The organism is Stenotrophomonas sp. 71799_Sma (genome assembly GCF_056482505.1).
Genome location: NZ_CM151202.1, coordinates 1,041,244 through 1,057,412 on the forward strand (window position 1 = coordinate 1,041,244; position 16,169 = coordinate 1,057,412).

Sequence of the window (16,169 nt, forward strand, 5' to 3'; positions counted from 1 at the left end):
ATGAAATGGTCGCATTCGACGCCAATGAAGCGCTGACGCCATGCCGCGAGGGTCGCGGCATCGGGGCCATTCTGTTCGACCGCGAGCGGCTGCGGCAAGCCGAGATCGGCCTGTTCTCGCCCCAGCACTGGGGCAGCAGGGCTCGGCCGGTGGGCGAGGGCGGTCGTGGCAGCGCCTGGTTCGTCGATGCGCCGTTCGGCGCCAGCGTGCTGCGCCACTACCTGCGCGGTGGCCTGGCGGCGAAGATCAGCCATGACCAGTACCTCTGGCGCGGCGCGGACCGGACGCGCAGCTTCGCCGAATTCCGGCTGATGCGCGCGCTGCGCGAGAAAAAGCTGCCGGTGCCCCGGCCACTGGCGGCGTTCTACATGCGCGAGGGCCTGCGCTACCGGGCTGCGATCCTGATGGAGCGGATCGAGGGTGTCCGTTCGCTGGCCGACCGCGCGCTGGTCGCGGGCCGGGGCGCACCGTGGGAGGAGACCGGGCGGCTGATCGCCCGCTTCCATCGTGCCGGCCTGGACCATGCCGACCTCAATGCGCACAACATCCTGTTCGACGGCAACGGCCACGGCTGGTTGATCGACTTCGACCGCGGGGTGATCCGCATCCCGGCGACCGCCTGGCGCGAACGCAATCTCAAGCGCCTGCTGCGCTCGCTGATCAAGCTGCGCGGCGAGCGCAGCATGGAAGACGTGCAGAAGGATTACGCGCGGCTGCGCCGCGCCTATGACATGGCCTGGAACCGGGGCACCTGATGGACTGGTCGTTGCGTTTCCTCGGCGTCGGCAATGCGTCGGCGGTCGAGCTGGGGTCGCCGATGTCGGTGATCGAACGGGACGGTCGGCCGTGGTTGACCATCGACTGTGGCGGCGAAGGCCTGACCGCGTTCAAGGCGCACTACGGGCACATGCCGCAGGCGCTGTTCGTCACCCATGTGCACCTGGACCACGTAGCGGGCTTCGAGCGCCTGTTCGTCGATACCTTCTTCAACGCGCACCGGCGCGGCAAGGTGCGCTTGTATGTGCCTGCCACCGTGGTGCCGCTGCTGCACAAGCGCATCGGGGACTACCCGAACGTGCTGGCCGAGGGCGGTGCCAACTTCTGGGATGCGTTCCAGCTGATCGTGGTGGGCGATGCGTTCTGGCATGAGGGCGTACGCCTGGAAGTGTTCCCGGTGCGCCACCACTGGCCGGAGACGGCCTATGGCCTGCGCCTGCAGGGTGCGCTGACCTGGAGCGGCGATACCCGGCCGATTCCGGAGATGCTGGCCCGCTTCGCCAACGACAATGAACTGATCGCGCACGACTGCGGCCTGCACGGCAACCCGTCGCATACTGGCGTGGACGACCTGGAGCGCGAGTACAGCGCCGAACTGCAGGCGCGGATGATGCTCTACCACTATGCGAGCGCGGCCGACGGCCAGGCGCTGGCCGCGCGGGGGCACCGTGTGGCGCAGCCGGGGCAGTGCGTGCCGCTGGCCAACCCCACGGCAGCGCACGTGCTGGTGCAGGATCCGCCGTGAGCGGTGCTGGCCAGCCCGCCGACGCGGCGCTGGCTGCCGAGCTGGAGGCGCTGGAACGCGCGCTGCATGCGCCGCAGGTGCGCGCCGATCGCGAGCAACTGGCGGCACTTCTGGACGAGGATTTCAGCGAGATCGGCAGTTCCGGGCGATGCTACGGCCGTGATGCGGCGTTGCAGGAGATCCCGCTGGAGCGCGCGCAGGTGCTGATCGAATCGGAACAGTACGCGGTGTGGCTGTTGGCCGAGGATCTGGCCCAGGTGCGCTACCGCAGCCGCTATCACGTTGATGGCCAGGCCCAGGGCTGGGTGTTGCGCAGTTCGCTGTGGCGACGGCATGCGCAGGAATGGAGGGTGGTGTTTCACCAGGGCACGCCCGCGGCGGGGTAGTGGTGGGCGATGCCCGGTGAAGGGCGCCAGCCAAGGCTGGCATCTACCAGAGGCGGGGCATCGCCGGAAAAGGCGGTGGCCCCGCCGGCTGACCTCGGCGCCCGCGTCGATCGATACCGTTGCTGCCTTCCGGCCCTGGCGGGATTTTCGACCTAGCGTCGCGAGGGGCCGACGGGGCCACCATAGAGACGTTGGCCGCCCAGTGGGCGGCCGGTTCACGGATCAGGGGAAGCAGCGCGCGATGCGCCGGAGACCACAGCCGGACTGCACATCGGCTGGCCGATGGCAGACGGCAACTATAGCGCAGGCAGGTACATCGACGCCAGCTTCGTGCACTGAATCGGCTGTAACCCGCGTCTGCCGGCAACGCCCCGCGCCGACCGGCGTTGCTAGAATGCCGGCCAGGAGGAACGACCTCCCCCACATCGGGAATCAATGACCAGGACGGCCTGGCCCTACCAAGAGGAGGGCTGTCATGGCCTGGATCTATCTGTTGTTCGCCGGCCTGCTGGAAATCGTCTGGGCCGTGTCCATGAAGCAGTCCGAAGGCTTCACCAAGCTCACCCCTACCGTGGTCACCATCATCGGCATGATCGCCAGCTTCTGGCTGCTGGCGGTGGCCATGCGCAGCCTGCCGCTGGGCACCGCCTACACGATCTGGACCGGCATCGGCGCGGTCGGTGCGTTCGTGGTCGGCATCGTCTTCCTCGGTGAGCAGGTCAGCCCGATGCGGATCGGTGCGGCGGTGCTGATCGTTTCCGGCCTGGTGCTGATGAAACTCTCGAGCAGCTGAATGCATTTAGTTGGGCGGAGAAAGGAATTTCCGCCTGCTGCAGGTATATGCATTTTCGGCAAAACCATTTTGTCCGCCCGTTTTATTTGACGTGCGTCATGAAAATAACGCGCGTGATTCACATGCCGCTGGCGCCATCGGCCGCACAGTGCCGCCATTCGTCATGCGAAATCGGGGAGTTTTCGCCTTGACGGACACGTTGACCTGCCTTTTCCAGGTGCGGTCGCGTGAAGATGTGAAGATTTTCAGAAGTTAATGAAGCCAGGCCTTGTTCCCGTGTCGGGAGCCGGGGTGGGCCGCATTGTCTTCAAAAAAAACCTGCCTGCAGTGCCATCCGGTCTTTTCATGGAGATTTACCGATGAACCGCATTTACCGTCTGGTTTTCAATCGCGCCCTCGGCGTAATGCAGGTTGCTTCGGAGGTCACCCAGAATCCCGGCGGAAGCGCGGTCTGCGCAGGGCGGGTGCCGCGATTGCGGGCGCACCAGCTGGTGGTGGCATTGGCTGCCACGCTGGCCAGTGGTTCGGCCTTCGCAGCGTGCACTGGCACCACGACCGTCAACTGCGACAGCTCCACCAACATCAACAACTACGTCAACCCGACCAGCGGCCTGACGTTGAACATCGCCAATGGCGCGGTGTTCAGCGTGCCTCTGCTGTTGGGCGGCAATGCGGTGACGTTGAGCGGCAGCAACACCACGGTCAACAACGCCGGCACGATCGATCCGTTCCTGACCGGTGGTCTCAGCCTGGCCGCGGCCGGCCTGGTGGTCGGCAACAACACCGCCGGTGGCAGCGCGATCACGGTCAACAACCAGACTGGCGGCCAGATCAAGGGCATCTTCAACATCGGCACTTTGCTGGGTTTCGGCGGCCAGGCGGTCACCGCGCAGAATGCCGCAGGTGGGACCACCACGCTGGTCAATGATGGTTCGATTGGAATGTCGCTGCTGGGGATAGGGCAGCTTGCGGATGCGACGTCGGTGGTGACCTATGGCGGAGCACAGGCCAACGTGACCAACCGTGGCAGCATCACCGGTCGTGTCGGCCTGGGCGCTTCGACAGGCAATACGTTCACCAATTCGGGCACGATCTCGGGCAGTGTGCATCTGGGTGATTCCACCGGCGGCAATACTTTCACTGCCGTGGCAGGGTCCACCGTGGTTACCGGTGGCGGTAGCGCACCTGCAGGCCTGCTCGCCGGCGTAACCGGGGTCAAGGTCGCAGCGGCGGGCACGGTTGATGCAGGCATCGGCACCGGTGCCGCCAACAACACCCTGGTGCTGCAGGACAACGCCAGTAACAACGGGCCTGCGTCGAGCATCGGCTGGACCAACTACATCGGCTTCCAGAAGCTCACCGTCAACAGCGGCACCTGGAACCTGCAGGGGCCGTGGTCGGGCACGGGCGCGATCACCCTCGGTGGCGGCGTGGTGAACTTCAACAACAACGCCGCATTCGGTTCCGGCCTGTTTACCGTCACTGGCGGCTCGATCGCGGCCAGTGGTGCAGGCCTGTCGCTGGGCAACAATTTCACCCTCAATGGCGGGTTGAACCTGGGCGGTGCCCAAGGCTTCGGTTTGAGTGGCGTGCTATCCGGTACCGGTGGGCTGACGGTCAACAACACCGGCATCGTCACCCTGGGCGGTGCGAACCTGTTCAGCGGTGGCGTCAACCTCAATGCTGGCGGCCTGGTGCTCGGCAATGCCGGTGCGCTCGGCAGCGGCAGTCTGACCGTCGGTGGCAACGCTTCGCTGGATACCTCGGCCAACTTCAATCTGGGCAACAACCTCGTCATCAACGGTGGCGGCACGCTCAACCTGCTGGGCAGCAACGCGCTGGGCCTGAATGGTTCGATCTCCGGCGCTGGCGACCTGGTCAAGGCGGGTCCGGGTACCCTCACCTTGAATGGTGCCAACCTGCTTACGGGCTCCTTCGCGGTCACCGGTGGTGCGCTGGCATTGGGCGCCGGTGGCAGCCTGTCACCGACAAGTGCGATCTCGCTGAGCGCAGGTACCAACCTCGATCTCTCGGTTGCGGCCAGCCAGACCATCGGCTCACTCGCCGGATCCGGTGCGCTCAACCTTGGCGCGCGCAGCCTCACGTTGGGTGGCCTGAACACCAGCACCAGCTTCTCCGGCGTCATCGGCGGTGTCGGCGGCGCGCTGGTCAAGGTCGGTACGGGTACCCAGACCCTGTCGGGCGCCAATACCTTCACAGGTGGCGTCACGCTCAACGGCGGTGGCCTGCTGCTGGGCAATGCAGGCGCGCTGGGTACTGGAACACTTAGTGTTGGCGGCAACGTGTCTCTCGATGGCACCGGGGCGCTCGCTCTCACCAACGCGGTCAATCTGGGCGCGGGCAGCATCCTCAATCTGTCCGGGAACCAGGCATTGACCTTCAACGGCGTGATCGGTGGCTCCGGCAGCCTGGTCAAGAACGGCGCGGCCACCCTGACCCTCAACAACGCCAACACGTTTGGTGGAGGGCTGTCGCTCACGGCTGGAGGACTGGTGCTCGGCAACGGCGGTGCGCTGGGAACCGGCGCATTGAATGTCGGTGGCGCGGTGACGCTTGATGCCAGCTCGGCACTGACCGTGGGCAACGGCATCAACCTGGGGGTGGGTGGTTCGCTCAACGTGCTGGGCTCCAACGCGCTGACGCTGGGCGGCGTGATCGGTGGTACCGGCAGCCTGGTCAAGAACGGCGCCTCCACGCTTACGCTGGGTGGGGCCAACGCATTCACCGGCGGTCTGAACGTAAACGCAGGAAAGGTGGCACTGGCCAGTGGCGGCAGTCTGGCGGCCACCGGGGCGGTGAGCCTGGCGGGGGCCGGCGCCGAACTGGACATCTCGCTCGGCGGCAACCAGACCATCGGTGCGCTGTCCGGTTCGGCAGGCAGCATCCTCTCGCTGGGCGGCAGCACGCTCACCTTCGGTGATGCCACCAACCAGACATTCGGCGGCGTGATCGGCGGTACCGGTGGCCTGGTCAAGCAGGGAACGGGCACGCAGACGCTCAGCGGCGCCAATACCTTCAGTGGTGGCCTGAACCTGGCGGCCGGTGGCCTGTTGCTGGGCAACGGCAGTGCACTCGGTACCGGCGCATTGACGGTCAGCGGCAATGGCTCGCTCGACGCAACCGCAGCACTGAATCTGGGCAATGCCATCAACCTTGGCGCGGTGCTGACGCTGCCGGGCAGCCAGAACCTCACCCTGGGCGGCAACATCACCGGCACCGGCAGCCTGACCAAGAACGGTGCCTCGCTGCTGACCTTGAACGGTACCAATGCATTCAGCGGCGGCCTGAACCTCAATGCCGGCAGCCTGCTGCTGGGCAACAGCGGTGCACTCGGGACGGGCGCATTGAGCGTGGGTGGCAATGCATCGCTCGATGGCAGCACGGCGTTGAACCTGGTCAACAATGTCACTCTGGGTAGTGGGGCTGCGCTGTCGCTGCCGGGTTCGCAGGCGATCACGCTTGGCGGGGTGGTTTCCGGAGCCGGTGGCCTGATCAAGAACGGCGCCAGCACGCTCACGCTCAACGGCGCCAACAACTTCGTCGGTGGGCTGACGCTCAACGGCGGTGGCCTGATGCTGGGCAACGCTGGCGCACTGGGAACCGGGCTGCTTGCCGTGGGCGCGAACGCGACCCTGGGCAGTACGGTGGCATTGAACCTGGGCAATGCCATCGATCTCGATGCCGGTGCGCAGCTGAGCCTGACCAGCAATGAGAATGTTGCTCTGGGCGGACTGATCACTGGCACCGGTGGCCTGATCAAGACCGGCACTGGCGTGCTGTCGTTGAACAACAGCAACACCTTCAGTGGTGGTCTGACGCTGAATGCGGGCGGTCTGTCGGTCGGCGCCAACGGTGCGTTGGGTACCGGTGCACTGAACATCGGCGGCAATGTTTCTCTGGATGCGAGCGCCCCGGTTTCGCTGGTCAATGCAGTGAACCTGGGCGCCAATACGCTGACCCTGCCGGGCAGCAGCAATCTCACTCTGAGCGGTGTGGTGAGTGGTGCCGGTGGCCTGATCAAGGACGGCGCCTCGACGCTGACCTTGTCCGGTGCCAATACCTTCCTCGGTGGCGCCACGGTCAACGCAGGTGCGCTGGCACTCGGCGCGGGTGGCAGTCTTGCCGCCATCGGTGCGGTGGACCTCGCCGGTGCCGGCGCGACGCTGGACATCTCCGCAGCGGGTGCCGGGCAGACCATTGGCGCGTTGAACGGCGTGGCAGGCAGCCATGTGGCATTGGGCACGCAGACCCTTACTTTCGGTGGCGCCAGCAATGGCAGCTTTGCCGGTGTCATCGATGGCAGCGGTGGGCTGATCAAGGTCGGTGCTGGCGTGCAGACGCTGTCCGGTGTCAATACCTTCAGTGGCGGTGTCGCGCTTGATGCCGGTGGCCTGATCCTCGGGAATTCGGGGGCGCTGGGCACGGGCACGCTGGGCATCGGCGGCAACGTCAGCCTGGACGGAACGACGTCACTGAATCTGGCCAACGCCGTGAACTTCGGTGGGGGTACGCAGCTGACGCTGGGCGGCAGCAGCGATCTCACCCTTGCAGGCGTGGTGGCCGGCAGCGGCAGCCTGATCAAGAACGGTGCAGGCCTGCTGACGCTCAACAACACCAATACCTTCGGTGGCGGCCTGACCTTGAACGGTGGTGGCCTGGTGGTCGGCGCGAACGGCGCACTCGGTTCCGGCACGCTGGCGGTGAATGCCAGCACCACGCTGGATGCGGGTGCTGCAGCGACGCTCGGCAATGCGGTCACGCTGGGCTCGGGTGTCGCACTGACATTGCCGGGTAGCAATGCGCTGACGCTGTCGGGTGTGATCGATGGCAACGGCAGCCTGATCAAGAACGGTGCCACCACGCTGACGCTGTCCGGTGCCAACACCTATACCGGCGGTACCACCATCAACGCCGGTACGCTGGCACTGGGAACAGGTGGCAGCCTTGCCGCGGCGGGTGATGTCACGCTGGGCGCAGGCGCTGGCTTCGATATCTCCGGTGCCGGCAGCAGCCAGACCATCGGCGCGCTCAACGGTGCGGGCGGAAGCACGCTGGCGCTGGGCGGTAATTCGTTGACCTTCGGCACGGCCGGCAATGCCGCCTTCGACGGCGTGATCAGTGGTGGTGGCGGTCTGGTCAAGGTGGGCGCGGGCGTGCAGACGCTGTCCGGTGCCAACACGTTTGGCGGCGGCGTGACGCTCAACGCAGGTGGGCTGGTGCTCGGCAATGACGCGGCGCTGGGCTCTGGCGCGCTCACCGTCGGCGGGGCCGCCACGCTGGACACCACCGGCCTGGCAGCACTGACCAACAACATCGCACTCAACGCAGGCCTGACCGTACTGGGCACCAATGCGCTGACGCTCAACGGGGTGATTTCCGGTACCGGCAGCCTGACCAAGGATGGTGGCGCAACGCTGACCTTGAACGGTATCAACTCCTATACCGGTGGTACCAACATCAACGCCGGCACACTGGCGCTGGGTGCCGGTGCAAGCCTGGCGGCGAGCGGTACCGTGAACCTCGCCACCGGCGCGACGCTGGATCTGTCGGCCGGCAGTGGCACGCAGGTGTTCGGCACCCTGGTCGGCAACGGTACGGTCAACCTGGGCGCCAATTCGATCGAAGTCGGCGGGGCGACCAATGGCACCTTCAGTGGCTCTATCGCAGGTACGGGTGGCCTGACCAAGGTCGGTGCGGGCATCGAGACGCTGACCGGTGCCAACACCTACACCGGCGGCACCTTCATCAATGCCGGCACACTGGCGATCGGTCCGGGCGGCAGCCTGGCGGCCACCGGTGCAGTGACACTTACCGCAGCGGGAACCGGCTTCGACATCTCGACGTCCGGTGCCAGCCAGACCATTGGTTCGTTGGCCGGCGTGACCGGCTCCACGGTCACTCTGGGCGCGCAGTCGCTGATCCTCGGCGGCAACGGCAACAGCGTGTTCGACGGCGCGATTTCCGGCACCGGTGGCCTGGTCAAGAACGGCACCGGCATCCTCACGCTGGGCGGCGCCAACCTGTTCAGCGGCGGCCTGGCGCTCAACGGCGGTGGCCTGGTGGTCGGCAACAACGCTGCGCTCGGCACCGGTGCGCTGACGGTGGGGGCCAGCGCTACGCTGGATGCTTCGACCGCGGCCAACCTGGCCAACAACATCACGCTGGCATCAGGTGCCAACCTCAACCTGCTGGGCAGCAATGCACTGACCTTGGGCGGCATCGTTTCCGGTACCGGTGGGCTGATCAAGAACGGTGCGGCCACCGTGACCCTGACCGGTGCGAATACCTACACCGGAGGCACCACCATCAACAGCGGCACGCTGGCGATCGGCGCCGGCGGCAGCCTGGCGTCGACCGGCGCGGTGAACCTGGCAGGTACCGGTACCCTCGATATCTCTGCGGGCAACCAGACCATCGGTTCGCTGGCCGGCGTGGCCGGCAGCACGGTGGCACTCGGTGGCAGCGCGCTGACCCTGGGTGGCACGGTAGACAGCACGTTCAACGGTGCGATCACCGGCAATGGTGGCCTCGTCAAGAACGGCGCAGGCGTGCAGACCCTCAACGGCGCCAGCACCTTCAGTGGCGGTGTAGTGCTCAATGCAGGCGGCCTGGTGGTCGGCAACGATGCCGCTCTCGGCACCGGGGCGGTAACGGTGGGTGGCAACGGTACGCTCGATTCGAACACTGCGGTGACGTTGGCCAACAACTTCGTCCTCAACGCCGGGCTGACCGTACTCGGCAGCAACAACCTCACCCTCAACGGCAGCCTGAGTGGCACCGGCTCGCTGACCAAGGAGGGCGCGGCAACGCTGACCTTGAACGGTGCCAATACCTATACCGGTGGCACCTTCATCAATGCCGGTACGTTGGCATTGGGCGCCGGCGCGAGCTTGAATGCCAGTGGCATCGTCAACCTGGCCAGTGGTGCGACCTTCGATCTGTCGGCGGGCAGCGGCACGCAGCAGTTCGGTACCCTGATCGGCAACGGCACGGTGAACCTGGGCGGCAACACCTTGACCATTGGTGGTCCCGTCAATGGCACGTTCAGTGGTTCGGTGGGGGGCACCGGTGGGCTGATCAAGGAAGGCACCGGCACCCAGACCCTGACCGGTGCCAATACCTTCACTGGTGGCACCACCATCAATGCGGGCACGCTGGCGATTGGCGCCGGAGGAAGCCTGGCAGCGAATGGCGCGGTGACACTGGCCAACGCCGGAACAGCGTTCGATATTTCTGCCGGTGGTGCGCAGAGCATCGGATCACTGGCCGGTGTTACCGGCAGTACGGTCGCGCTCGGCGGCAGCACGCTGACCCTCAATGGCGTAGGAAACACGACCTTCGCTGGTGACATTACCGGTACCGGTGGCCTGGTGAAGAATGGTGCTGGCATCCAGGGCCTGACCGGCAGCAATACCTTCAGCGGTGGCGTGGCACTCAACGCCGGTGGCCTTGCCTTGGGTAACAACAATGCACTGGGAACCGGCACGCTGACCGTGGGCGGCAATGCCAGCCTGGACGGCACCAGCGCGCTGACCCTGGCCAATACCGTGCAGCTGGCCAGCGGCACGCTGACCCTTGCCGGCAGCCACGCGCTGACCTTGAACGGCCCTATCAGCGGCGCTGGCGGCCTGCTCAAGGATGGCGCAGCAACGGTCACCCTGGGCGGTGCCAGCACCTACACCGGTAACACCACCATCAACAGCGGCACGCTGGCGGTGGCGGCCGGTGGCACCCTGTCGGGTGCGAGCACGGTCAATCTGACCGGTGCCGGTACGCTGGACATCAGTGCCGGTGGCAACCAGAGCATTGGTGGCCTGGCCGGCGTAGCCGGATCCAGCGTGGTGCTGGGCGGTGCGACCCTGACCACCGGCGGCAACAACGGCAGCACCACCTTCGGCGGTGTGCTCAGTGGCACCGGTGGCCTGGTGCAGAGCGGCACCGGCACGCTGACCCTGAGCGGCGACAACGTCTATACCGGTGGCACCACCATCAACGGTGGCAGCACGCTGCAGCTCGGCAACGGTGGCAGCTCCGGTTCGGTGCTGGGCGACATCACCAACAACGGCAGCCTGGTCTACAACCTGGGCAGCACCGCAACCGTGGGCGGTGTGGTCAGCGGTAGCGGTGGCCTGACCCAGGCCGGCAGCGGCACGCTGGTGCTGACCGGCAACAACACCTATACCGGCGGTACCACCATCAATGCCGGCGGCACGTTGCAGGTGGGCAACGGTGGTGCGACCGGCGCGATCGTCGGCGGCATCACCAACAACGGCGCGCTGGTGTCCAACGTGGCGGGCAACACCACGCTGGGCGGCACCATCAGCGGCAGTGGTGGCCTGACCCAGGCCGGCGCTGGCACGCTGGTGCTGACCGGCAACAACACCTATACCGGCGGCACCACCATCAATGCCGGTGGCACGCTGCAGGTCGGCAATGGCGGTGCGACCGGTGCGATCACCGGTAATGTCGCCAACAACGGCAGCCTGGTGTTCGACGTGGCGGGCAACACCACGGTCGGCGGCGCGATCAGTGGCAGTGGTGGCCTGACCCAGGCCGGTGCCGGCGTGCTGACGCTGGTCGGCAACAACACCTACACCGGCGGCACCATCATCACTGCCGGTGGCACGCTGCAGGTGGGCAATGGTGGAGCGACCGGTTCGATCGCTGGCGACATCACCAACAATGGTTCGCTGATCTCCAACGTCGCGGGCAACACCCTGCTGGGCGGCACCATCAGTGGTACGGGTGGCCTGACCCAGGCGGGCAGTGGCTCGCTGGTGCTGACCGGCACCAACACCTACACCGGCGGTACCACCATCAATGCCGGCGGCACGCTGCAGCTGGGCAATGGTGGTGCGACCGGCTCGATCGTCGGCGACATCACCAACAACGGCACGCTGGTGTCCAACGTGGCCGGCAACACCACGCTGGGCGGCACCATCAGCGGCAGCGGTGGCCTGACCCAGGCCGGCAGTGGCACGCTGACCGTGACCGGCAACAACACCTACACCGGCGGTACCACCATCAATGCCGGCGGCACGCTGCAGCTGGGCAATGGTGGTGCGACCGGCTCGATCGTCGGCGACATCACCAACAACGGCACGCTTGTGTCCAACGTCGCGGGCAACACCACGCTGGGCGGCACCATCAGCGGCAGCGGTGGCCTGACCCAGGCCGGCAGCGGCACGCTGATCCTGGGCGGCAACAACACCTATACCGGCGGCACCACCATCAACACCGGCGGCACGCTGCAGGTCGGCAACGGCGGCGCGAGCGGATCGATTGCCGGCAACGTCAGCAACAACGGCAGCCTGGTGTTCAACGTCGGTGGCAATACCACCGTGGGTGGCACCATCAGCGGCAGCGGTGGCCTGACCCAGGCTGGCAACGGCACCATTACGCTTATCGGAAACAACACCTACACCGGTGGCACGACCATCAATGCGGGCGGCACCGTGCAGGTTGGCAATGGCGGCGCCAGTGGCTCGATCACCGGCAACATCACCAACAACGGTGGGCTGATCATCAACACCGGTGGCAGCACCACGCTGGGCGGCAGCATCAGCGGTGGCGGCAGCATCGTGCAGGCCGGTCCGGGGGGCCTGAACCTTGGCGGCAACAGCGGTGGTTTCAGCGGCACCGGCCAGGTCACCGGCGGTGGCCTGAATGTCACCGGCAACATCGGCGGCCAGTGGACCATCGGCAGCGGTACCACGCTGTCCGGCACCGGCACCATCGGGGGTACCGGTGGTGGCGTGACGGTATCCAGTGGCGGCGTGCTGTCGCCGGGTAATGGCCCAGGCAATGGCAGCGGTGCGGGCAATGGCACCGGCACGATCACGGTGGGTGGCAACCTGACCTTGTCGCCGGGCAGCACGCTGGGCATCGATCTGGGTGCCACCGGCAGCGACACGGTGCAGGTGGGTGGCAGTGCCAACGTGGGTGGCAGCAGCGTGCAGGTGAATACCATCTCGCCGAGCACCAGCTACCAGCAGGGCCAGCAGTACACTGTGGTCAATGCGGGCGGTGGCGTGAGCGGGCAGTTCGCTTCGGCGAAGACGCCGTCGGCCTTCCTGACCATCACCCCGGTCTACACGGCGAACACGGCCAATCTGCAGATCGATGTGGCGCAGACCGCAGCCTTCACCACGGCGGCGAAGACGCGCAACCAGTACAACACCGCCGCAGCGCTGGACAGCCTGCCGCAGAGTGGTTCGGCGCTGGGCCTGTACAACACGCTGCTGATGTATGACGCGGGTACCGCGCGCGCGGCCTTCGACCAGCTGTCCGGTGAAGTGCATGCGGCCAGCCGTGCGGTGCTGTTGTACGACAATTACCTGGAAGAGGGTATCCGCCAGCGTCTGGGCAGTGAGCTGCCGACCGTGCGCGGTGAGCGTGCCTCGGCCTGGCTGGCCGGCAGCGGCAAGGTGTTCAGGCAGGATGGTGATGGCAACGGCGACGACATCCGCTCCAATCGCAATGCGCTGATGGCCGGCGTGGACTGGCAGCTGGGCGAGCACGTGGTGCTGGGTGCAGCGGCCGGCAACGAACGGCTGGATACGCGCCTGTACGATCGCAGCTCGCGCGCCCGCCTGCGTGGCAACACCTTCGGCCTGTATGCGCAGGGCCAGTGGAACAACGGCTTTGCGGTCGGTGGCAGCGTGTCGCGCGGCGACTACCGCACGCGCACCACACGTGAGGTGCCGCTGCTGGGCCAGACCCTGTACAGCCGCCAGGACTCGGATGTGACCATCGCCCAGGTGGAAGGCAGCTGGACCTGGACCCACGGCAGGACCCAGCTGCAGCCGTATGTGCAGTTCACCAAGCACTGGGTCGACAGTGATCGCGCGGTGGAGCAGGGCGGCACTGCTGCGCTGGAGCTGGAAGGTGGCAAGGACACGCTCAATGTCAGCACCGTGGGCGTGCGGGGCCGCTGGGACGTGGGCAGCGGCGAGCGCTTCCCTGCACAGCTGACGGTCGGCCTCGGCTGGCAGCATGCTTCGGGTGACACCGACGTGGCCAGCCGCAACCGCTTCGCGGTCGGTGGCAATTCCTTCGACGTCTATAGCGCGGTGATGGCACGCAATGCGTTGGTCAGTCAGGTCGGCGTGGCGGTTGGGCTCGGCCGCAACAGCCAGCTGTCGATGTTCGTGCAGGGCCAGCACGGCGACGGTCGCCGCGATGTCGGCGGGCAGATCAACCTGCGCGTGGGCTTCTGAGGGGAGCGGGCCAGCGGTAGAACCACGGCGGGCGTGGATGGGGCCGGGGCGGGAGCGCTAGAGCTCCCGCTCCATTTCCACAGCGTCGATCCCGGCGCCGTGACCATCGGGCACCACACGTGTCACCTGGAAGCCCAGGCCGGCATAGAAGCCCTGGGTGTGCTGGCTGGTACTGAGCGCGATGCGCTTGATCGAGGGATCCGCTTCGGCCTGGCGCAGGCGCGCCAGCGCCAGTTCGCGTCCCAGTCCATGCCGGTGCAGCGCGCGCTGCACCATGCCCCAGCAGAAACCGGCACTGCCATCACCGCGTCGCGACAGGCCGCCACAGGCCACGATGCGGTGGTCGCGCTCGATCACCTGGAAGGCGCAGTCCATGGCCTGCTCACGCAGGAAGCGTTCAAAGTCGCTGCGCTCTTCGGGCGCGAAGTAGGTGGGCACGTTGCTGTCGAAAATCGACAGGCAGGCGCTGGCATCTGCGGGTCGGTAGAGGCGGAGGTTCATGGGCCCACGATAGACGATCGTCAGTAGATCCACGCTACACGTGGATTCATGGGCCGGATGCCGTGCGTGTATCCCTCAGGCCGAGATTCCCGCCAGCACCGCATACATCACCACGAAGCTCACCAGGAACAGGTAGACGCCGCCGATGGCAAGGTAGCGCAACACGGTCAGCGCCTTGTTGCCGCCATACACGCGTTGCTGCATCCACAGCAGATAGACCGGGACCGCCAGCCACAGCAGGGCATACAGCCATTGGCTGGCGGCGGCGAAGGCGGGGGATGCGAGCGCGCTGCTGATGCCGGCGATGAGGAAGGTTGCCAGCAGCACCATCATCAGCCAGCAGTGGCTGTACAGCGCCACCACCAGGTGTTCCAGATAGCCCATCGACCGCGGGATGTAGGCGATGCGCAGCACCAGCGCGAACACTGGCATCAGGAAGAACAGGGCACCGGGCAATGCGGTCAGGATCGCCTGCATGTACAGATCGGTCTTGCCCCCCATGCGGTGGATGTTGGCGTTGCCGTTGTGCAGGCGCTTGTTGAGCCAGTTGTTGGCGAACCGGGGCCAGCCGGCCACCACGATGGGGTTGGTGTCAGCGTCCCACGGTTTGCCGTTGACGGTGTGGTTGAAGAAGGTGCCGGGCTCGGTCGTGGCGACCTCCTTGCTGGTGCCGGTGAGCTCGGCTTTACGCTGTGCGGCTGCCGCATTCACCGCCGCTCTGGCCATGGCGAAGCCGGCGTTGCCGGTAGCAGGTGAGCTGGCCTGCTGTTGATCGATCATCGTCAGCTGTTTCGCGCGTGCGGCCTCGACCTGTTCAACGGTGATGGACTTGGCATACAGCGAATCGCCTCCGCCCATGCGGATGTCGTCGACGTGCACGAACAGTTTGCCGATGAAGAACGTAAACAGGGTGAGGATGACGAACAGTCGTAAAGGCTGCACGTATCCGACCCGGCGGCCCTTGAGGTAGTTCTGCGTGATGCGGCCGGGAACCCAAAGATCGCGCAGCGTGCGGAAGATGCGCCCGTCCAGGTGCCAGAAGGATTCGAACACTTCTTCGATGGCATGGCCCACGTGCTTGAGCGGGTTGTGCGCCGATTGCCCGCAGCGATGGCAGTAGTGGCCCTGCAGGGCGGTGTTGCAGTTCTCGCAGTCGGCGTGAGCGCTGTCGGTCGAACTCATGGGCAATGGGCCAGGCGTCGGATGAAGGCGTCTACGATAGCGAATTTTCAGGTTTCGTTCAGTTTTGTTTTGGAGTGCCAACGAGCGTGCGTAAGGCGATCAAAAGCATCCACGCGTGGCGTGGATCTACTGATGGATCTGGAGGAACACGCCCCTCTGTTGAGGGGCTGCCCCGACAGGGGCGGGGAGAGGCCGGCAAAGGGAGGGGCCCAAAGGTTGCGCAGCAACGTTTGGGGCGAAGCGCGCGCAGCGCACTTCGCGTCCCGCGCCAGATAACTGAAAAAGGCCGCCCCTGGGGGCAGCCTTTTTCAGTTATCTGGCGGAGAGAGGGGGATTCGAACCCCCGAAGCGCGGTTTAGACGCTTACACACTTTCCAGGCGTGCTCCTTCAACCACTCGGACACCTCTCCGGATCCCTGCCATCGGCAAACGCCTCAGCAGGGGCGCAGATTCTAGCGGGCTGCGCGGCACTTCACAAGCACCCCGGTCAGGAACCTGCGAAGGACGTGCCGGAGGCGAGGGGGCTGGACAGGCATGGCACAATG

At 66.0% G+C, this 16,169-nt stretch carries 7 protein-coding genes, 1 tRNA gene and 1 other RNA gene; 5 read left to right on the top strand and 4 right to left on the bottom strand.

Annotated features, from left to right (window positions below; all coding sequences use genetic code 11):
- Positions 1 to 5: 5 nt before the first annotated feature.
- Genes ACZK4Z_RS04885 through ACZK4Z_RS04895 form a run of 3 tightly spaced genes read left to right on the top strand, consistent with a single transcriptional unit; the run spans position 6 to position 1,908 of the window.
- Positions 6 to 755, top strand: coding sequence for a 3-deoxy-D-manno-octulosonic acid kinase (locus tag ACZK4Z_RS04885; protein ID WP_049400634.1), 750 nt, complete (start codon positions 6 to 8; stop codon positions 753 to 755).
- The gene (locus ACZK4Z_RS04890; RefSeq protein WP_049400635.1) at positions 755 to 1,522 is read left to right on the top strand and encodes an MBL fold metallo-hydrolase; all 768 of its coding nucleotides are present in this window, start codon (positions 755 to 757) and stop codon (positions 1,520 to 1,522) included. Before ACZK4Z_RS04885 ends, ACZK4Z_RS04890 begins: the two co-directional genes overlap by 1 nt.
- Positions 1,519 to 1,908 carry a nuclear transport factor 2 family protein gene (locus ACZK4Z_RS04895; RefSeq protein ID WP_125894644.1) on the top strand — a complete coding sequence of 130 codons (390 nt, stop codon included), beginning with the start codon at positions 1,519 to 1,521 and terminating at the stop codon, positions 1,906 to 1,908. Before ACZK4Z_RS04890 ends, ACZK4Z_RS04895 begins: the two co-directional genes overlap by 4 nt.
- Positions 1,909 to 1,986: 78 nt before the next feature.
- Here the strand turns inward: ACZK4Z_RS04895 and ffs are convergent.
- An RNA gene (gene ffs / locus ACZK4Z_RS04900) (signal recognition particle sRNA small type) lies at positions 1,987 to 2,083 on the bottom strand.
- Between the two features lie 300 nt (positions 2,084 to 2,383).
- Here ffs and ACZK4Z_RS04905 point away from each other — a divergent pair.
- Entirely contained in the window at positions 2,384 to 2,701 is a 318-nt protein-coding gene (locus ACZK4Z_RS04905) for a DMT family transporter (RefSeq protein WP_010483859.1), read from the top strand.
- Between the two features lie 359 nt (positions 2,702 to 3,060).
- Positions 3,061 to 13,941, top strand: a complete 10,881-nt coding sequence (locus ACZK4Z_RS04910) for an autotransporter-associated beta strand repeat-containing protein (RefSeq protein WP_125894642.1) — start codon at positions 3,061 to 3,063, stop codon at positions 13,939 to 13,941.
- A 57-nt stretch (positions 13,942 to 13,998) separates the two neighbouring features.
- Here ACZK4Z_RS04910 and ACZK4Z_RS04915 read toward each other — a convergent pair whose 3' ends face one another.
- The 3 genes from ACZK4Z_RS04915 to ACZK4Z_RS04925 form a co-directional block, all read right to left on the bottom strand.
- Entirely contained in the window at positions 13,999 to 14,442 is a 444-nt protein-coding gene (locus ACZK4Z_RS04915) for a GNAT family N-acetyltransferase (protein WP_125894641.1), read from the bottom strand.
- Positions 14,443 to 14,517: 75 nt separating this feature from the next.
- A complete protein-coding gene (locus ACZK4Z_RS04920; RefSeq protein ID WP_125894639.1) occupies positions 14,518 to 15,624 on the bottom strand; it encodes a DUF3667 domain-containing protein in 1,107 nt (368 codons plus the stop codon).
- Between the two features lie 317 nt (positions 15,625 to 15,941).
- Positions 15,942 to 16,034: transfer RNA gene (locus ACZK4Z_RS04925), tRNA-Ser, on the bottom strand.
- Positions 16,035 to 16,169 lie beyond the last annotated feature (135 nt).

Coding starts and splice junctions, on each gene's coding strand:
- ACZK4Z_RS04885 (WP_049400634.1), top strand. CDS start 6: ATGGTCGCATTCGACGCCAATGAAGCGCTGACGCCATGCCGCGAGGGT.
- ACZK4Z_RS04890 (WP_049400635.1), top strand. CDS start 755: ATGGACTGGTCGTTGCGTTTCCTCGGCGTCGGCAATGCGTCGGCGGTC.
- ACZK4Z_RS04905 (WP_010483859.1), top strand. CDS start 2,384: ATGGCCTGGATCTATCTGTTGTTCGCCGGCCTGCTGGAAATCGTCTGG.
- ACZK4Z_RS04910 (WP_125894642.1), top strand. CDS start 3,061: ATGAACCGCATTTACCGTCTGGTTTTCAATCGCGCCCTCGGCGTAATG.
- ACZK4Z_RS04915 (WP_125894641.1), bottom strand. CDS start 14,442: ATGAACCTCCGCCTCTACCGACCCGCAGATGCCAGCGCCTGCCTGTCG.
- ACZK4Z_RS04920 (WP_125894639.1), bottom strand. CDS start 15,624: ATGAGTTCGACCGACAGCGCTCACGCCGACTGCGAGAACTGCAACACC.